15 protein-coding genes are annotated in these 18,155 nt (G+C 71.2%); 11 read left to right on the forward strand and 4 right to left on the reverse strand.

Features of this window, described 5'->3' with window-relative positions; all coding sequences use genetic code 11:
• Positions 1 to 972, reverse strand: a 972-nt coding sequence (locus QZ483_RS06495; RefSeq protein WP_297082196.1) for a TadA family conjugal transfer-associated ATPase, incomplete at its 3' end; no start/stop codon positions are given.
• Positions 973 to 1,075: 103 nt separating this feature from the next.
• Between QZ483_RS06495 and QZ483_RS06500 the strand changes: the two genes are divergently transcribed.
• The 6 genes from QZ483_RS06500 to QZ483_RS06525 all read left to right on the forward strand — a co-directional run bounded on the left by QZ483_RS06500 (position 1,076) and on the right by QZ483_RS06525 (position 7,542).
• On the forward strand, positions 1,076 to 1,879 hold the full coding sequence (locus tag QZ483_RS06500; RefSeq protein ID WP_297082182.1) for an HAD family phosphatase: 804 nt from the start codon (positions 1,076 to 1,078) through the stop codon (positions 1,877 to 1,879).
• 12 nt (positions 1,880 to 1,891) lie between these two features.
• The gene (locus QZ483_RS06505) at positions 1,892 to 2,623 is read left to right on the forward strand and encodes an RNA polymerase sigma factor (protein ID WP_297082183.1); all 732 of its coding nucleotides are present in this window, start codon (positions 1,892 to 1,894) and stop codon (positions 2,621 to 2,623) included.
• Complete coding sequence (locus QZ483_RS06510) at positions 2,616 to 4,115, forward strand: hypothetical protein (protein WP_297082184.1); 1,500 nt, start codon at positions 2,616 to 2,618, stop codon at positions 4,113 to 4,115. Before QZ483_RS06505 ends, QZ483_RS06510 begins: the two co-directional genes overlap by 8 nt.
• 30 nt (positions 4,116 to 4,145) lie before the next feature.
• A complete protein-coding gene (locus QZ483_RS06515; RefSeq protein ID WP_297082185.1) occupies positions 4,146 to 4,847 on the forward strand; it encodes a hypothetical protein in 702 nt (233 codons plus the stop codon).
• Entirely contained in the window at positions 4,844 to 6,373 is a 1,530-nt protein-coding gene (locus QZ483_RS06520) for a hypothetical protein (protein ID WP_297082186.1), read from the forward strand. Before QZ483_RS06515 ends, QZ483_RS06520 begins: the two co-directional genes overlap by 4 nt.
• Before the next feature lie 230 nt (positions 6,374 to 6,603).
• Positions 6,604 to 7,542: a hypothetical protein gene (locus QZ483_RS06525; RefSeq protein ID WP_297082187.1), complete on the forward strand. Its 939-nt coding sequence runs from the start codon at positions 6,604 to 6,606 to the stop codon at positions 7,540 to 7,542.
• Positions 7,543 to 7,622: 80 nt separating this feature from the next.
• Here QZ483_RS06525 and QZ483_RS06530 read toward each other — a convergent pair whose 3' ends face one another.
• The gene (locus QZ483_RS06530) at positions 7,623 to 7,895 is read right to left on the reverse strand and encodes a hypothetical protein (RefSeq protein ID WP_297082188.1); all 273 of its coding nucleotides are present in this window, start codon (positions 7,893 to 7,895) and stop codon (positions 7,623 to 7,625) included.
• A gap of 59 nt (positions 7,896 to 7,954) precedes the next feature.
• Positions 7,955 to 8,113 (reverse strand): hypothetical protein, encoded by a 159-nt coding sequence (locus QZ483_RS06535; protein ID WP_297082189.1) that lies wholly within the window; start codon positions 8,111 to 8,113, stop codon positions 7,955 to 7,957.
• A 160-nt stretch (positions 8,114 to 8,273) separates the two neighbouring features.
• On the opposite strand from QZ483_RS06535, the gene acs reads away from it, so the two are divergent.
• Complete coding sequence (acs, locus tag QZ483_RS06540) at positions 8,274 to 10,283, forward strand: acetate--CoA ligase (RefSeq protein WP_297082190.1); 2,010 nt, start codon at positions 8,274 to 8,276, stop codon at positions 10,281 to 10,283.
• 120 nt (positions 10,284 to 10,403) lie between these two features.
• Positions 10,404 to 11,969 carry an HNH endonuclease signature motif containing protein gene (locus QZ483_RS06545; protein ID WP_297082191.1) on the forward strand — a complete coding sequence of 522 codons (1,566 nt, stop codon included), beginning with the start codon at positions 10,404 to 10,406 and terminating at the stop codon, positions 11,967 to 11,969.
• A gap of 56 nt (positions 11,970 to 12,025) precedes the next feature.
• Here QZ483_RS06545 and QZ483_RS06550 read toward each other — a convergent pair whose 3' ends face one another.
• Entirely contained in the window at positions 12,026 to 14,221 is a 2,196-nt protein-coding gene (locus QZ483_RS06550) for a prolyl oligopeptidase family serine peptidase (RefSeq protein WP_297082192.1), read from the reverse strand.
• Positions 14,222 to 14,358: 137 nt separating this feature from the next.
• On the opposite strand from QZ483_RS06550, the gene QZ483_RS06555 reads away from it, so the two are divergent.
• From QZ483_RS06555 to QZ483_RS06565, 3 genes are read left to right on the forward strand one after another with little or no spacing between them, the layout of a single operon-like run.
• Positions 14,359 to 15,000, forward strand: coding sequence for a TetR/AcrR family transcriptional regulator (locus QZ483_RS06555; RefSeq protein ID WP_297082193.1), 642 nt, complete (start codon positions 14,359 to 14,361; stop codon positions 14,998 to 15,000).
• Positions 14,997 to 15,746 carry an ABC transporter ATP-binding protein gene (locus QZ483_RS06560; RefSeq protein WP_297082194.1) on the forward strand — a complete coding sequence of 250 codons (750 nt, stop codon included), beginning with the start codon at positions 14,997 to 14,999 and terminating at the stop codon, positions 15,744 to 15,746. The genes QZ483_RS06555 and QZ483_RS06560 overlap by 4 nt, the downstream gene beginning before the upstream one ends.
• Positions 15,747 to 15,751: 5 nt before the next feature.
• Entirely contained in the window at positions 15,752 to 18,094 is a 2,343-nt protein-coding gene (locus QZ483_RS06565; RefSeq protein WP_297082195.1) for an ABC transporter permease, read from the forward strand.
• Positions 18,095 to 18,155: the final 61 nt, after the last annotated feature.

Here is an 18,155-nt window from a genome sequence, read left to right on the forward strand (position 1 = left end):
CGAGGTGAAGACGCGGGAGGGCCACGGCGAGTTTGTCGCCCGCGAGCCGTTCCAGGCGGTCAACAAGGCGCTGTCGACCTGGAAGGAGATCACGTCGCCGCGCAAGGTCGAGCGCTCCGGCATCCCGGCGAGCGCGCCGAGGGTCGCGAGACGGACAGGGACGTCCCCCGGCGCATTCGCATGCAGCGTCGTCATGGATCCCGGGTGGCCGGTGTTGAAGGCCGCGAGCACGTCCTTGATCTCTGCCCCGCGGCACTCGCCCAGCACCACGCGGTCCGGCCGCATCCGCAGCGCCTCGCGCACCAGCCGTGCCAGGCCCACCTCGCCGGCTCCCTCGACGTTGGGCCGGCGCTCCACAAGCCTGACCAGGTGCGGGTGCGCGGGGGCGATCTCCCCGGCCTCCTCGATGATCACGATCCGTTCGCGTGGGTCCGCGAGCGACAGCAGCGCCGCCATGAGCGTGGACTTGCCGGACCCCGTCGCACCGGTGATCAGCAGCGAAGCGCGCGAGGCCACCAACGCCTCGAGCACGCGTCTCACGCCGGCATCGATCGCCCCCGACCGCACGAGGTCGTCGAGCCCGAGCGCACGCTGACGCACCACCCGCAGCGAGATCGCCGCGCACCCCGGCACGATCGGCGGCAGCACCGCGTGCAGTCGCGTCCCGTCCGGCAGCCGGGCGTCGGCGACCGGGGACGCATCGTCCAGCCTGCGGCCGCCCGCGGCCGCGAGCCTGACCGCGAGAGCCCTCACCGCATCGGCGCTTCCCAGTTCCACCTCCACTCTCTCCAGGCCCGCTCCCCGGTCCACCCACGCGTGACCCGGGGCGTGCACGAGCACGTCCGTCACTCCCGGAGCCGCGAGCCAGCGGGCGAGCGGGCCGGCCCAGGCTGCGCGGTTGTCCTCCTTCACTCGCCGAGCCTCGCGCAGCCGCTCCGGAATATGCGCGGCCGCGGCCGCTGTTCTGGGGATAGCGAGTCAGCAACCGGCCTGGGGACGGCCCCGTCCACACCCCGACGGACGCCGGTGCGGAATGTCACCTGGTGGGGCTAGGGTGGCGCCAGAGGAGGTGCACATGGCACGTCGCAATCGCGGCCACCGCTCGGCCGCGTTCTTCGACCTGGACAAGACCATCATCGCGACGAGTTCGTCGTTGGCTTTCGCTGGTTCGTTCATGGACGGCGGCCTGGTCACGCGCGCGCACGCGCTGCGCACTGCGTACGCACAGTTCCTCTTCCTCGTGGGCGGCGCGGACGAGCGCCAGACCAACCGCCTGCGCGACTCGCTGTCCGACCTGATCAAGGGCTGGGAGGTCCCGAAGGTCCAGAAGATCGTCGCCGAGACCGTGCACGAGCACATCGATCCCGTCGTCTACGACGAGGCCCTCGCGCTGATCCGTCGCCACCAGGCCAACGGCCGCGACGTGGTGGTCGTGTCGGCGTCCGCGCGCGACGTCGTCGAGCCCATCGCCCAGCTCCTGGGAGCCGATGCCGTGGTCGCCTCAGAGCTCGAGGTCAAGAAGGGCTTCTACACGGGCGAGATCACGTTCTATGCGTATGGCGAGGCGAAGGCGGATGCCGTGCGCAAGCTCGCCGAGGAGCGGGGATACGACCTGTCGCGCTCGTTCGCGTACTCCGACTCCATCACCGACGCCCCTATGCTCGACGAGGTGGGCCACGGCTTCGTCATCAACCCCGACCGGGGACTGCGCGCCGCCGCCGCGGTGCACGGATGGGGTGCGTTGCGCTTCAAGAAGCCGGTGGGCCTGCACTCGGGTCCGTCCACGCGCTCGACCGTCGCGACGCTGGTCGTCATCGGCGCGATCGTGGCGGCGATCGTGATCCTCGCGCGCGCGGGCAGTCCCGATCCCGAGGACTGACGAGGTGCGCCGGTGCCTCGCTGGCAGCAGACCTACGCGGCGCTCGGCGGCGAGCGCTACCGCTCGCTGATCGCGTATGCGCGTCTTCTGACCGGCGCCGAGGACCCCACGGACGAGGTGGGGGCGGCACTGCGGACGGTCCTGTCCCGTGGGCGGCGCGTGCCCGGGGCCGATGCCGTGGCCGAGCAGGCGCGCGAGGCCCTCGCGAGGGCGGCGGCGGGCAAGGCGGCGGCGGGCAAGGCGGCGGCGGGCAAGGCGGCACGGCGCGACGCGGGGTTCGCGGACGCCGATGCGGCCGCCGGCGCCGCGCGCACGGCGCCAGCGCTGGAGCAGCCGCGTCACAGCTCGCAGGACACAGCCGGCGGCACATCCCCGTACGCCCCGCCGGCCGGCTTCGAGCACGATCACCCGAGCCCGCGACCTCATCCGATCGACTTCAGTGAGTCGCCTGACTCACCTAGCTGGGAGGACGAGCGAGCGGTCCTCGAGCGCGCCCTGGGCGGTCTCGACCCCCTGGCGCGTGTCGCGGTCGTGCTGCACGATGTCGACGGGGTCGGCCTCTCGCGCATCGCCGAGATCACGGGTGCTCGCGCCTCTGACGCACTCGCGGCGCTGCGTCGAGCGCAGGGCGAGCTGGTCGCATCGGCCGGACTCGCCGTTCCCCCCGACCCGGGCGAGGAGCCGCTCGCCCAGGCACAACTGACGGTGATCTCTGCGCCCGCGGACGGCGGCCGTCATGCGTGACATCGGCGAGGCGCTGCGGGCGCTCGAGGACGACTACCGCGACGAGGCCACAGCGGACGTGCCGCCGACCGCCGTGGGACGCGAGATCGCGCGCCGGCGGCGCGGCCGCGCGAGCCTCTGGGCTGGAGGGATCGCGGCCTGCACGGGTCTCGTGCTCGCGGCGGCCGTCCCGACGATCGTCGACGCTGTGCGCCCACCGCCCAGCCCCGTGCCCGACGCGATGCCCACCGCCGTCCCGCAGCTCTACGAGGAGGCCACGGTGGCGTTCACCGACGCCACGTGGTCCGAGAACCCGCTCGCGACCGGGCCCCCGCAGTGCGGTCATGCGCTCCCCGACCAGCTCTCGGCGCGCGACGGTCTCAGCGCGACGCATGACGTGCCCGATGCGGTGCGCATCGACGGCGTCGGCTACCTCACCGGCGTCGCCGCGAGCGTCACGGTCCGGTACGGGCGCTTCGACGAGCTCCCGGCGGTGATGGGACCCCTAGTCGGGCTCGTCGCCGCTGACGGCGTGGTGGTCGGATGGCTCCCCCCGACGTCGAGCCGGGGCCTGTCCGTGTTCGCCGGGGCGCAGCCGTTCACCCTCACCTGGAACGGCCTGGGGGGCACGCCTGTAGCGTGCCGAGACGCGGCCGGGGATGCCCTCGAGCGACTGGGCCCCGGCGAGTACGAGGTCGCGTGGGCGTCGCAGGTGGTCGCGAGCGAGGACGACAACGCCCGCGCTGATCTCGCCCTGCGGGGCTGGGCGATCCCTCCGGCGGAGCTCGTGATCGCCTACCGCGAGGGCTCGTACGAGTGCGGGCGCGCGCTGGCGTGGACGGGCACCCGCCCGCTGACGTGCGACCCGGGCGCCGTGCCCGGGACGCGGATCGATCTCGAGTCCGGCACCGTGACCTTCCCGTACGACCCCGGCGCGCTCGGGCGCGAGATCGACGTCACGTTCGTCTCGCCAGCGGTGCCGCTGACGATCGACGGCGGCCCCGCCGATCCGTTGGCGATCATCGAGCGCGAGAACCCGCCCCACGTCGCGGGCGAGCCCATGCAATGCGGCGCGGAGTACGGCGGCCTGGCGTCGAGTGATCTGCTGCTGCAGCTCGGCATGCCGTTCGAGCAGCTGGAGTTCGGGCAACCGGCGACCGTCGACGCCTGGGCCCGTGGGATCGCGTGGACCGAGGCGACCGTCGACCTCCAGACCGACGCGCGGCTGTGGATCACCCAGCCGGTCCAGCGCCGGGCCGCGCTCAACGACGGCGGCTCCTACGCGTACGTGCTGCATCGGGTGGTCGGCTCGGCGAGCATCACGGTCCCCGAGCAGTTCGTCATCGACCGGTACAGCGGCCCGCTCTCCGTCGAGATGGTCATCGGGGAGGTTGAGTGGTGCGACGGTCCGCCGGAGGTGAGCGCCGCCACGCTCACCTACTCGCTGCACACGCCCCACACGGTCACCACGGGCGCGGGCAGCGTGGACTTCGAGGTGGCCCGGCTCGGGTAGCGTCGGAAGGACACGCACGGGGGTGATCGCATGGCGCGCTGGCGCGACTCATACGGCACGATCGTGCGCGAGCACTACGCCGATCTGCTCGCGTGGACGCTGCTGCTCGTCGACGACGAGGACCGCGCGCGAGCTCTGGTGGACTCCGCCCTCGCTGCGGAACTGAGCCGGGCTCACGCTCCGGAAGATCCCCGCGAGCTGCTGGTGGCGCTGCGCGCTCGCATCGTCCGTGCGTGCCTCGCCGCGCCAGAGCCAGAAGCGGGCCCGCGCGGGGCTGGCCCGCGCAGGGCTGATCCGTACGGGGCTGGTCCGGCCGAGGCGGGACCGACCGAGCATGGCTCGACTGCGGAGCCGGAACCCGACGTCGACCTGTCCGTGTACGCGCCTCCCCCGGCCGCATCGGCTCCGCCCCGTGCCGGTGACGATCCCGCGGTCGCCCCTGCCGCATCGGCCGCCCTGCCCTCGCCGCGACCCGCCCGGGTGAGCGTGCGCGCAGCCCTTGCCGACCTCAGTCCGCGCGTACGCGCGGTGGTCGTCCTCCATCACCACGACCAGCTCGCGGTGGCGGACGTCGCCCGCTTCGCCGGCATGACCCCGGTCGAAGCGACCGGCCTGCTGCGCGCAGGCGGCGCGGAGCTGCAGCGACGCACCGGCGTGGCGGTTCCCGCCATCGCCGATGCGGGCGCGGACGGCGGCTCCGCGGTGTCGGTGGCGATCGAGGAGTGGGCATGACGGGCGGGTTGCACGCGGAGCTGGGCGCGCTGCGCGCACAACATCGCGCGGAGAGCGCCGATGCGCGTCCGGGTCCCGAGGTCGCGCGCACCATCACCCGCAGGCACCGCGCGCGACGGGCATGGTGGGGTGGCGGCGCGGCAGCGCTGGTGGCGCTGGTCGGAGCGGCGGCCTGGCCGTCGGTGCTGGGAGCGCTGCCGACCGCCTCTGCCCCGTCTCCGTCGCCGTCTCCGGTGCTGTCGATCACGGAGCGGGTGGTCGACGAGATCACGATGCCCTTTCCCAGCATCGACGCCGACGAGTTCAGTCCCTGGGCATACACGGCCTCGCCGCTCGAATGCGGGCAGCCGCTGCCTGACCCGGTGAGTGTCGACGACGACTTCTCCGTCGACTGGGAGCTGCCCGATGCGGTGGAGATCTCGCTGAACAACTACTCCGGCACGGGCGTCGCGGAGGCGCGCGCGACCGTGTCCTATGGCGGCGCAGGCGATGTGCCGGCCACGACGCAACCCTTGACCGCACTGTTCGTTGACGACGGCGTGGTGGTCGGCTGGTCGCCAGGAAGCTACGAGCCGCGGTTCCAGACCTACGCGAGCGGGACCCCCTGGACCGCGACGTGGGAGAGCTGGGGCATGGCACTCGCCTGCGCGGACGCCGGCGAGGACCTTCAGCCCCTCCCGGAGGGCGACTACTGGGTCGGATTCGCGGTGCAGGTCTCGGCCTCGAGATCCCACAACGCCACCCAGGACCTGCTCCAGCAGGGGTACCTGGTCCCGCCCGCCGAGTACCTCAACGGCTACCAGGAGGGCTCGTACGAGTGCGAGCAGACGCTGCAGTGGGGCTCGCCGGTGCCCATCACGTGCGATCCCGACACGCTGCACGGCGTCACGATCGACATCGACGCCGGCGAGCTCACGTTCCCCTACCGCTCCTCCGCGTACGTGCGCGACGTGGACGCCACGTTCATCAGCGACACCGTGCCCGCGAAGGTCGAGACCGGCGAGGATCCGTTCCAGGAGTTCCGCGACTCGCTTCCGGCGTACCAGCCGCCCGCTGAGATGCAGTGCGAGGACGTCTACTCGGAACTCACCACCGACCGCCTTCTTCTCGAGGCCGAGCGCACACGCACCACGTACGCCGTCGACAACGTCATCGACACGCGGGCGTGGGTGTACGAGGCGCAGTGGAGCGAGGCGACCATCTCGCTCCCGCCGACCGCGCGGATGTGGATCACTGCTGAAGAGGAGGTCTCCACCGGCGAGGGCGAGGCCGGGGTGGTCTATGGGTTCACCGGGTACCGGACCGTCGGGTGGGCAGAGGTGGCGCTCCCGTCCACGGTCGCGATCTCCCGCTTCGATGGGCCAGCACCCCTGACCCTCACCGTGCAGGACGTCACCTGGTGCGACGGCGAACCCAGCGGGCAGGTCCTGAGCCCTGTGCTGGTCGCACCACTCACGATCACGATCGACGGCGAGACCATCGAGGCGGAGGGCGTGGCCATCTGGAGCGGTGGCGTCAACTTCTGAGGTGGCGCGGTCGGGTCCGAGTCGGTCGACCAGTCGCCTCGGACTGGGCTCCTTGCGGCGATTCCACGCACGATTCGTGCGCGATTCCCCACACGGGATGCCCCTGACCAGGGATGCTTCAGATTCCTTCGCGCGGGCGAGCGTTTCGTCCGGATCGAGACCGTATCCTGGTCACTCGACACCACCGCGAGACGGGGCGCACGACCGCGCCGGGAGGACACGAGCACGCGATGAACAAGGCCCTGCTCACCGTGGGCGCGATCGGCATTGCGGCCGCCTCCGCGGCGGTGGGATGGTTCGGAGTGCGGCTGCTGATCCAGCCCGATGACACGGCCTCGGCACCGTCCGCGACCCCCACTGCGGACGTCCCCACCGAGACGCTGACCTTCGACGCCGTGGCGGTCGCCGAGCAGGCGTCGGGCCTGTTCTCGCCGCCGGCCTGCGGCGACGAGTGGGCGGCCGACGCCACCCCCGCGAACGGCGTGATGCCCCAGGTGAGCGTCGATGCCGACGCGACCGGCGCATCGGCCACGCTGTCCTTCGCCGCGTCCGATGACGTCGCGGTGGCGTTCCTGGGCCACCACGGCCAGCTCATCGTGACGCGCGACGGCGTGGTCGTCACCCCGGACTGGGGCAGCGAGTTCGTTCCCGAGTACTTCGTAGCGGCGTCTGAGGACGCCGAGCCACTGGAGGACGCGATCGACTTCAACGGTGCCTCGCTGTGCGACGTCGCCGCGGAGCTGTCCGCGATCTGGGACGGCTTCGACTGGGCCAACGCGACCGACGAGGAGGTCGCGGAGCGCCAGGCCGTCGCCGAGGCCTTCGCGAACGAGAACCGTGACCTGCCGCCCGGCGAGTACAAGGTCTACGCGTGGACGCCGGTGGTCGTGGGCGAGCCCGCCGCCGCGGCCCGCGCTCTCTACGAGGAGGGCTTCTCCGAGCTCGCCTTCCTCACCTACACGGCGGGCTACTCCCCGCTCGCGGACGCGCCGGAGATCCAGCCGTACTGCACGGAGTCCGAGACGCCGGCCGGTGAGACCGAGCTCCTGTGCGATGTGCCGCACGACGTGCTCGTGGACTTGCTCGAGCGCGACGTGCCGGTGTCCTACATCGTGGACGCAGCCCCCGGCGTGGCGATCTCCGAGGCCGCGACCTTCACCGTCGAGTAGTCGGCGCGTCGAATAGTCGGCGCGTCAAGTAGCCGGCGCGCGACGCCCGAGCGACCCGCGCATCGGCCCTCCGACCCGTCCTACCCGCTCTTGCGGCGGAACTCCTGGTGCGCGTGCGCCTCGCCGTTGCCGTGCAGGGCGGTGGCGGATGCCGCCTGCGCGCCCGGCCTCGACAGCTGACCGTCGTTGCCGACAGCCGCGGCCATGGCCTCCTGCGCATCGCCATCCTTGACCGCTGCGAGAAAACTCTCGGCCTCGTCGCCGCGCATCATCTTCGACAGCTTGCCGTGGTGGAAGATCGCCACCTCGCCATTGCTGCGGGTGCGAAAGTCGAATCCTTCTGCTCCACTCATCTGCCCATCGTCACACTTACGGGCCGGATGCGCGCGGCGAGCAGGGCACGGCCCGCCCGTCACTCGTCCGCGGGAGGCTCCTCGCCGTCCTTCTCGCGAGGCTCGCCGTCGCCGTGGGGAACGGGCCGCTCAGTCGCGTCTTCCTTGGCGGGATGGGTGTCCTCGGGGTCGGTCGCGCCTGGGGTGGGCTGCTCGCCGTCGCTCCTGTCAGTGCTCATGCGGCCATCGTCGCACTGCCGACGGCCCGTCGCACGCCCGACAGCGTGAACCGATCCGGGGCAGGGGTCGGACGGGGGGCCGATGCGGGGGTTCCGGGCATCTACCAGGCACCCTTACAAACTGTTGGGTAAAGCGCCCTTACAAACTAGTCTGGCGCGCATGGTCGATGATGCCCAGACACAGTCCCCCCATGTCCCCGCTCTCGAGAGCCTCTACAGCGAGCACCGCTCGTTCCGCCCGGCGGCGAGCTTCGCCGCACACGCCAATGCGACGGCGTACGAGTACAAGAAGGCCCAGGCAGATCGCCTGGAGTACTGGCGCGAGGCTGCGCTGAAGCTCGCGTGGAAGCAGCCGTTCACCGAGATCCTCGACTGGTCCGACGCGCCCGTCGCCCGGTGGTTCCACGACGGCACCCTGAACGCGTGCGACAACGCCGTGGACCGGCATGTGCGCGAGGGCCGCGGGGAGCGCGTCGCGTTCCACTTCGAGGGCGAGCCGGGCGACACTCAGACCGTCACCTATGCGGACATGCACGAGCGCGTGCAGAAGGCGGCGAACGGTCTGCTGTCGCTCGGCGTGGGCAAGGGCGACCGCGTCGCTATCTATCTGCCCCAGATCCCCGAGGCCGTCGTGGCGATGCTGGCGTGCGCGCGCATCGGCGCGATCCACTCGGTGGTGTTCGGCGGCTTCTCCGCAGAGAGCCTGCGCCAGCGCATCGACGACGCCGAGGCGAAGCTGGTCATCACCGCGGACGGCGGCAACCGCCGCGGCACGCACCTGCCGCTCAAGCCGCTGGTGGACGACTCGTTGGCCGCGTCCGACGCGCACCCGAACCCGTCGTCCGTCGAGCACGTCCTCGTGGTGAAGCGCACCGGTCAGGACACCGCGTGGGAGGACGGCCGCGACGTGTGGTGGCACGACGTCGTGGACCCGCAGCCGGCCGAGCACGAGCCCGAGTGGGTCGACGCCGAGCACCCGCTGTTCATTCTCTACACCTCCGGCACCACCGGCACCCCCAAGGGCCTGTTCCACACCACGGGCGGGTACCTCACGGGTGCCGCGCACTCGCACCGGATCGTCTTCGACCTCAAGCCGGAGACGGACGTGTACTGGTGCTCGGCGGACGTGGGCTGGATCACCGGGCACAGCTACATCGTCTACGGGCCCATGATCAACGGCGCCACCCAGGTGCTCTACGAGGGCACCCCCAACACCCCGCACGAGGGCCGCTGGTGGGAGATCATCCAGAAGTACGGGGTGACCATCTTCTACACCGCGCCCACCGCGATCCGCACGTTCATGAAGTGGGGCGAGTCCATCCCCGATCAGTACGACCTGACGTCGCTGCGCCTGCTCGGGTCCGTGGGCGAGCCCATCAACCCCGAGGCGTGGATGTGGTACCGCCGGGTCATCGGCGGCGACCGCTGCCCGATCGTCGACACGTGGTGGCAGACCGAGACGGGTTCGATCATGATCTCGCCGCTGCCGGGAGTGACGACGACCAAGCCCGGGTCCGCGATGACGCCGATGCCGGGCACGGTCATCGATGTGGTGGACGATGCGGGCGTCTCCGTCCGCAACGGCGAGGGCGGGTACCTGGTCATCAAGGAGCCGTGGCCGTCGATGCTGCGCGGCATCTGGGGCGACCGTCACCGCTACGTGTCGACGTATTGGAACCACTTCGACGGGATGTACTTCGCGGGCGACGGCGCCAAGAAGGACGTGGACGGCGACCTGTGGCTGCTGGGGCGCGTGGACGACGTCATGAACGTGTCCGGGCACCGGCTCACCACGACGGAGATCGAGAACGCGCTGGTCGCGCACCCGTGGGTGGCCGAAGCTGCCGTGGTGGGCGCCTCGGACGAGATCACCGGTCAGGCCGTGGTGGCGTTCGTGATCGTGCGGTCGGATGCGGCGGATGTGCCTGCCTCCGGGGACGACGTCGCAGTCGCGCTGCGCGACCATGTGCGCCGCGAGATCGGTCCGCTGGCGAAGCCACGCGACATCCTCGTGGTGTCCGAGGTGCCCAAGACGCGCTCGGGAAAGATCATGCGCCGCCTGCTGCGCGACGTCGCCGAGCGGCGTGAGGTGGGCGACGTGACGACTCTCGCTGACTCGTCCGTGATGGACGCGATCAAGGATGGGCTGGCCGCAGGCAAGGGCGACTAGGGGCTCTCCGGGGCAGCATGGGCGAGCCCGCGCCGTCCACAGGCCGCGGTCGTCTTTGTCCTATCCACAGATATCTGCCAGGCACTTTCCTATGTCAGAGGCCTCTGGTGTGATGGATCCATGGCCTCGAAGAGCGAGCAGACTCCACCGGCGGCACCCGCGCCTGAGCGACTGATGTCGACTCTGCGCGAGGTGCGCCGGCTGCTCGCGGGAGCTCGGCCGGTCCTGTCGGGGGATGCCGTGCGCGACCTCGAGGAGGGCGCGCTGCTCGCGGTGCAGAAGCAGCTGTCCGATGCCCGGCGCGACGCGGACCTGCTCATGGCGGCCACGGCGGCTGAGGTGGGACGCCGCTCCGCGCCGGAGTTCGGCGCTGGCGGACTGTCGCGCAAGAACGGCTTCAATGATCCCGGCAAGCTGATCGCCGCGGAGACTGGCGGCTCGCGACGGGACGCCAACGACCTGATCGAGGCGGGCCGCAGATTGGCGGAGGCTGAGGACGCCGAGCGGCGCCGTCGGAAGGCTGAGGAGTCGGGAGCACCCGCGCCGGAGGAGCCTGAGCCGGCCTACCGCGAGGTGGCGGCTGCGCTCGCAGGAGGTCGGCTGAGTGTGCCAGCGGCAAGCATGATCACGAAGATGCTGGACGGTGTCGAGTCGACGGTCCCGCGCGAACGCATCCAGCGTGTCGAGCGACAGCTGGTGGAGAAGGCCCACGGGCTGAGCGTCGAGCAGTTCGCGCCCATCGTGCGGCGCTACAAGGGCCTCCTGGTCGAGAACGAGGCGCAGGCACGCCAACGGCGGCTCGCGCGCGAGCGGTTCGTGAGCCTGCGCGAACTCGCGGATGGCGCCGTGGAGATCTCGGGCCGCTTGGACCCGGTGAGCGCCGCGCCGCTGCGTGCAGCGCTTGACGGGATGGTCAAGGATGCGTTCCGGCGTCGGCGAGACGGCGACCCCCTCGAGGAGGACACGCGCTCGCGAGGCCAGATTGCGGCGGACGCCCTGGTCACTCTGGCGCGGCACTTCGCAGGATGCGACCAGGCGCCCTCGCGAGCAAGCACCCAGGTGGTGGTGCGCATCGACCTGGAGGCGCTGAAGCGTGGCGCCGGCGCAGGCGAGTTGGATGGCTCGTCCGACCCCATCTCGATCGACGAACTGCGACACATGGCGGTGGACGCGGAGTACCTCCCCGCAGTCCTCGGGGGAGCATCAGAGGTGCTCAACCTGGGCCGCGGCAAGCGACGCTTCTCCCCGGCACAGCGTCACGCGCTGCTCGAGCGCGACGGCGGGTGCGCGATGTGCGGGGCGCCGCCCAGCTACTGCGAGGCCCACCACATCGAATGGTGGGATCGAGACGGCGGAAGATCGGACCTGTCGAATGGGGTGATGCTGTGCGTCGCGTGCCACCACACGGTGCACCAGCAGCCCTGGGAGATCGACGCCAGTCGCGATGATGTCTGGTTCCGACCACCCGCATCGATCGATCCCGAACGACGACCGAGACTCGGCGGCCGGGCGAGATTCGGCATCACGGCACGCGAACGTGCTCAGGCCTTGGGGGACGGACCCCCGGTGCACGAGGAATCCCGGCCCTTCGAGGCCGCGACCCGGGCACCGCAAGCGCACGAACCACCGCGAGGAGCTCACGGCCGCGTGGCGATGGACCCCCACTTGCAGCCCACCCTGCTGTAGGGCTGTTGTCGAGCTGTAGCGCCGTAGTTCACCGGGGCGCCAGGGTGCGTCGCCGCCTACCCCAGTACCTCCGGAAGCTCGACGGTCCCGCCCAGCACGTGCTCCGACAGGAACGCGAAGACCGTCTGGTACCAGACCACCGCGTGCTGCGGGCTGAGGATCCAGTGGTTCTCGTCCGGGAAGTACAGGAACCGGTGCGCCATGGTGCCGTCTTCCGCCGCAAAGTGCTCGCCCAGCTCGGCCCACAGTCGCAGACCCTCGCCGATCGGCACGCGATAGTCCTTGTCGCCGTGGATCACCAGCATGGGGCTGACGATGTCCGCGACGGCATGGTGCGGCGAGTGCTCCTCCATGGCCTCGGGCGTGAAGATCGACTGCCAATAGTCGGCGTGGTCCGTGGTGGGGCCGAACTGGTCCAGCGCCCACAGGCTCGCGTGCGTGACGATCGCGTCGAAGCGGTCGGTGTGGCCGGCGACCCAGTTGGCCATGTAGCCACCGAAGGATCCGCCCATCGCGGCGGTGCGGCGCTCGTCGATCTCGGGTCGCGCCTCGACCTCGTCGGTCAAAGCCAGGAGGTCGGTGTACGGCTTGTGGCCCCAGCTGTTCCAGCCGCGCGCGATGTACTCGAGCCCGTAGCCGGTCGACAGCGCCGGGTCCGCGAGCAGCACCGCATACCCCCGCGCGACGGCGAGCGCGGGGCTCCACCGCCACGACCACGCGTTCCACGAGCCCAGCGGGCCGCCGTGGATCCACAGCAGGAGCGGTGCGGGCTCGTCGGCAGAGGCCGACGGCGGCGTCAGCAGCCAGCCCGGCACTCGAGCGCCATCCTCGGCGGTGGTCTCGACGCGCGTCATGGTCGCCTCGACGGCCGGTGCCGGAGCCGGGTTCGCGAGCGGCGTGACGGTGCCGTCGTCGCCGATGCGCACCGGGTGCGGCGCCTCGGTCCAGTTCGAGCGCAGTGCGATGAGGCCACCGCCGTTGCGATCCACCTCGACGTTCGCGTACGCGTAGTCGTCGCGCGTGAGCTGGATGACCTCGCCGTCCTCGAGGTCGATCAGGAAGATGGGCGCGCGGCCGTCCTCGTCCGCGGTCAGCACCAGTGCGCTGCCGTTCGCGGAGAACTGGCGCGACGTGGCCCAGCGGTCCCAGTCGGCCGCGATCTCGCGAGCGTTCGACCCGTCGAGGTCGGCGATCCACAGCTCCTGGTCTGCGGGCGCGGCGGGCGTCGACTTGAGCTGGCGACCGTAGGACAGCGTGGTGCCGTCCGGGCTGATCACGGGCGTCGCGAAGTCCACGCCCGGCTCGTCGAAGAGCATGGTGTGCTCGCCCGTCGCAACATCGATCGACACGATGCTCACGCGGTCGGAGCGGCCCTCCGACACCTCGACCGTCGCGATCACCGTCGTGCCATCGGGGGTGATGGCGGCCTCGCCCGGACGGGCCTGGCGACCCTGGGCTGGGGTGAGATCGCGCGGCCGAGGCATGGTCGCCGGGTAGGGCTTGAGGGCCGATGCGGTGGCCGGCTTGTCCTCGCCGTCGCCCGCGGAAGTCTCGGCCGCGGCGGCGGGTTCGGCCGCGTCAGGCTCGGCCGCGTCAGGCTCGGCAGCGTCGAGCGTGGCGGTTCCGGGCTCCACCGTGTCGGGCTCGGTGGCGTCCGCCGGTGCCGCCGCGCGCGCCACCTCGGCGGGCAGGTTCGCGAGATCGAGAGCGAGCAGGTGAGGCTCGGCGGGTCCGAGGTCGTGGTCCCAATGGCGGATCGGGTAGGCCGCGTGAACGATCGCGTTGACCTTGAGCTTCTTGCGGTCGGCGCGGATGCGGGCGTCGTCCTCGAGAGTGGCCGCAGACGGCATCAGTTCGGAGCTCAGCACGGCCACCGGAGCCTCGGACGCCACGGCAGCAATCCCGGCACCGCCGCCCAGGCGCGTCACGCATCGGGCCTCGCCGCCACGAGCCGGGAGCAGCCACAGCTGCGGCTTCTCGTCCTCGTCGCCGTCGGGCCGGGCGGACGTGAACACCACGTCGCCATCCGCGGTGAAGGCGGCCCCGCTCTCGCCCTTCGCGGAACGGGTCAGGCGCACCGGCGAGCCGGAGCCATCGGCGGGCACCTCCCACAGCGCCCGCTCGTAGGCGGTGCGGTCCGCATTGAGCGTCGCCACCGTCAGCACCGCGCGAGTGCCGTCGGGCGACAGGACCATTCCCTCGATGCGGGGAATGGCGATGAATTCGGTCAGGGAGGAGTACGCGTAGGTCACCGCTCTACGGTACGGGGCTCGCGGCTGTCCGATGACCGGCCGGAGGTCCCAGCCGCCCGCGCCGTCGTGTGCCTGGCCGCGCCCGCATTCGGTCCACCCTCTTGCCGACTGAACATTTGTTCAGTACGGTGATCGATATGACCGATTCGCCCGGCCGCGAGCGCATCATCGCCGCCGCGCTTCGCCTGTTCGCCGAGCGCGGCGCGGCCGGCGTGAGCGTGCGGGACATCGCCGCGGCCGCGGAGGTCTCCCCCGCCCTGATCCCCCACCACTTCGGCACCAAGGAAGGCCTCGAGGAGGCGGTAGACGATCACGTCGCGGGACTCTTTGACACCATGCTCGACGGCCTGGAGGAGTCCCACGCCTTGGCGGATGCGACGAGCTTCGCCGAGCTCGTGCTCGGCGCGGTGCCCGCCGGCTCTCCCATCCCGCAGTACCTGCGCCGCCTGCTCCTGGAGGGCGGACCGGGCGCGCGGACCGTCTTCGCGCGCTGGATGGACCTGTCGCGCGCCGCGATCGCGCGGCTCGACGGGACGGGCGTCATGAAGCCATCGGCCGACCCGGAGGCCCGCGCCGCCTTCCTGCTCGTCAACGACCTCGCCATGTTCCTGCTGCACGACCGCATCGCCGAGGCCATCGGCGACGACCCCCTCTCCGAGTCCGGCTCGCACCGCTGGACCCGCGAGGCGATGGCCTCCTACACCCACGGCGTCTTCACCGCGCCACCGCAACCGGAAACCCCACCGCACCCCGCCAGCCCAGCAGAGGAGATCTCATGACCCCCGCATCGGCCCCCGCGACCCCAGCCACGACGACAACGGAACGCTCCGTCCGCACCGCGGGCCTCACGAAGGTCTTCGGCGAGGGCGAGGGCGCCGTCGAGGCGCTCAAGGGCATCGACCTCGAGATCGCGAGCGGCGAGCTCGTGGTGATCCTGGGCCCCTCGGGCTCGGGCAAGACCACGCTGTGCAACATCATCGGCGGCATCGACTCCGCCACGGACGGCACCGTCGAGGTCGCCGGCGTGGACATCTCTCGCGAAAAGCCCGGCCGGCTGAGCGACTTCCGCCGCGACCACGTCGGCTTCATCTTCCAGTTCTTCAACCTCATCCCCACGCTGACCGCGCGCGAGAACGTCGAGATGATCGTCGAGATGACCGGCCGCGGCGACAAGGCCCGCATCCCCGAGGTGCTCGACGCCGTGGGGCTCGGCGACCGGATGGACAACTTCCCCGCGCAGCTGAGCGGCGGCCAGCAGCAGCGCGTCGCCGTGGCCCGCGCCCTCGCGACGGACCCCGACATCCTGTTCGCCGACGAGCCCACCGGCGCCCTCGACCTGCCCACCGGCCGCCAGATCCTCAGCCTTCTGCAGGACCTCAACGACCAGGGCCGCACCATCATCATCGTCACCCACAACGCGTCCGTCGCGCAGATCGCCCACAAGGTCGTCACCATCGTCGACGGACGCATCGAATCCACCGAGCTCAACGACGCCCCGGCCAAGGCCGCGGACGTCACCTGGTGACGCGCATGCAGGCGACCACCCACAAGACCATCCGCGACCTGGCGCGACAGAAGGCGCAGGTCATCGCGGTGGCGATCACGATCGCGCTCGGCGTCATGATGTACGTCGCGACCGCGGGCGCGTTCCAGAACCTCACGGCCTCCTACGACGAGACCTACGACCGGCTCGCGTTCGCGGACCTCGTGGCGAGCGGCGGCGACACCGAGGCCATCGCCCAGGCTGCCCTTGACGCCGGAGCGAGCGAGGCGATCACGCGCACCCAGGTGGACCCGCCGATGCTCATCGAGGACACCAAGCTGCTGGGCCGAGTCGTCTCGATCCCCGCCGGCGAGCACCCGAGCATCGACGACGTCGACGTCCTCGACGGCGACTACCCCGCGACCTCAGACGACGGCGTGCTGCTCGAGACGCACGCCGCGGACACCTTCGACCTCGGGCCCGGGGACACGCTGCAGATCTTCGGCACGTCCGGCTGGGTCGAGGTCACCGTCGCGGGCGTCGTCGACTCGCCCGAGTACCTCTGGCCCGCGCGGTCGCGCCAGGACATCCTGTCCGACCCCCATGCGTTCGCGGTGGTCTTCGCCCCGGCCGATGCGGTGGCCGGGTGGTTCGGCATCCCGGACAACCAGACGCTCGTCCTCGTGCCGGACGGCGAGGACGGGGCCGATGGGGCAGCTGGGTTGGCAGACGACGTCACCCAGGCGATGGAGGACGCCGGCGCGTCCTCGGTGATGACCCAGGAGGATCAGCCGTCGAACGCGACCCTGTCCGAGGATCTCCAAGGCTTCGACCAGATGTCAGTGGCGTTCCCCGCGCTGTTCCTCATCGCCGCGGGCGTGGCCGCTTGGGTGCTGCTGACGCGCCGCATCCTGCAGGAGAAGCCGGTGATCGGCACACTCATGGCGGCCGGCGCGCGACGCGGCAAGGTGCTGCGCCACTACCTGGGCCAGGGCCTGTGGATCGGCCTGATCGGCTCCGTGGTGGGTGTGCTGCTCGGCGCCGTGCTCAACGGCGCCATCACCTCGGGCTACACCGGCTTCCTGGGCGTCCCGGACACCGTCATCAGGAACTATCCGTGGATGCTGGTGACCGGCGTGGTCTTCGGCGCGGTCGTCGGCGTCCTGGGCGCGCTCGGCCCCGCCGTCACGGCGAGCCGTACGGCACCCGCGGCCGCCATGCGGACCCAGGCCGGCGCATCGGCCCCCGGAAAGTGGAGCCGCTTCGTGGCGCGCCAGCGCTGGCTGCCCGTGTCCGCACGCATGGCGCTGAGGGACCTGGTGCGCTCCAAGCGCCGCACGTTCGCGACCATGCTGGGCACGGTGCTCGCGCTGGTTCTCGTGCTGACCAGCGTGGGGATGATGACGTCGATCATGCAGGCGATCGACATCCAGTACCGCGAGGTCAACCTCGAGGACGCCACCGTCGTCGCTCAGACGGGGACGGTGACGGCCGATGCGCTGGGCGCCGTGGACGGCGTCGTCACCGTGGAGCCCACGCACCTGGGTCAGGCAACCGTCGTGGCCGAGGACGACTCGTACGCGACCGTGCTGCACGGCTTCGAGCCCGACACCCAGATGCACGGCTTCGTGGGGATCGACGGCGAGAGCCTCACCCTGCCGAGCGAGGGAGTCCTGGCCGGCCACAGCATCGGCGATCTGCTGGACGTCGAGGAGGGCGACACCATCGCCCTCCACACCGATGCCGGGGACACCGAGGTGACCATCAGCGCGTTCCTGGACGAGCCGATCGGCACGGCCCTCTACGCGACCAACGAGGTCGCGGCCGGGGTGCTGCCGGATACGGGCGTCGAGTCCTTCGCGCTCGCCTTCGACGAGGGCGCCTCTCGCGACGACCTGCGCGAGGAGATCACCCAGATCGACGGCGTGGTCGCCTACCAGGACTCGCGCGCGATCATCGCGACCATCGATCAGTACCTGGGCCTGTTCTGGGTGTTCATCGGGGTGATGATCATCCTGGGCACCGTGCTGGCGCTCGCGGTCATGTACGTGACGATGGCGGTCAATGTGGTCGAGCGCACGGGCGAGCTGGCGACCATGCGCGCCGCCGGCGTGCCGCTGCGCAAGGTCGCCGGCGCCATCGCCACGGAGAACATGCTGGCGACCCTGCTGGCGATCCCGATCGGGCTCGTGCTGGGGGTCCTGGCGGCGGGCAGCTTCCTGCAGACCTTCAACGACGACCTGTTCACTCTCGAGCTGCGGTGGGCGTGGTGGACGCTTCCGGCGGCGGCGCTGGGTGTGTTCCTCGCGGCGCTGATCTCGCAGTGGCCGGCGTCGCGTCAGATCCGGAAGGTGGATATCGCGACGGTAGTGCGGGAGCGGGCGGCCTGACCCGGCCAGCGCATCGGCCCTCCACCAATCCTGGCGGTCGATTCGCACTCGCCTCAGCCCT

Source organism: uncultured Demequina sp. (genome assembly GCF_913055775.1).
GTDB lineage: Bacteria > Actinomycetota > Actinomycetes > Actinomycetales > Demequinaceae > Demequina.

Bases quoted from the DNA above. Each gene is read 5' to 3' on its own strand.
- QZ483_RS06500 (WP_297082182.1), top strand. From the start codon at position 1,076: ATGGCACGTCGCAATCGCGGCCACCGCTCGGCCGCGTTCTTCGACCTG.
- QZ483_RS06510 (WP_297082184.1), top strand. From the start codon at position 2,616: ATGCGTGACATCGGCGAGGCGCTGCGGGCGCTCGAGGACGACTACCGC.
- QZ483_RS06515 (WP_297082185.1), top strand. From the start codon at position 4,146: ATGGCGCGCTGGCGCGACTCATACGGCACGATCGTGCGCGAGCACTAC.
- QZ483_RS06520 (WP_297082186.1), top strand. From the start codon at position 4,844: ATGACGGGCGGGTTGCACGCGGAGCTGGGCGCGCTGCGCGCACAACAT.
- QZ483_RS06525 (WP_297082187.1), top strand. From the start codon at position 6,604: ATGAACAAGGCCCTGCTCACCGTGGGCGCGATCGGCATTGCGGCCGCC.
- QZ483_RS06530 (WP_297082188.1), bottom strand. From the start codon at position 7,895: ATGAGTGGAGCAGAAGGATTCGACTTTCGCACCCGCAGCAATGGCGAG.
- QZ483_RS06535 (WP_297082189.1), bottom strand. From the start codon at position 8,113: ATGAGCACTGACAGGAGCGACGGCGAGCAGCCCACCCCAGGCGCGACC.
- acs (WP_297082190.1), top strand. From the start codon at position 8,274: ATGGTCGATGATGCCCAGACACAGTCCCCCCATGTCCCCGCTCTCGAG.
- QZ483_RS06545 (WP_297082191.1), top strand. From the start codon at position 10,404: ATGGCCTCGAAGAGCGAGCAGACTCCACCGGCGGCACCCGCGCCTGAG.
- QZ483_RS06555 (WP_297082193.1), top strand. From the start codon at position 14,359: ATGACCGATTCGCCCGGCCGCGAGCGCATCATCGCCGCCGCGCTTCGC.
- QZ483_RS06560 (WP_297082194.1), top strand. From the start codon at position 14,997: ATGACCCCCGCATCGGCCCCCGCGACCCCAGCCACGACGACAACGGAA.
- QZ483_RS06565 (WP_297082195.1), top strand. From the start codon at position 15,752: ATGCAGGCGACCACCCACAAGACCATCCGCGACCTGGCGCGACAGAAG.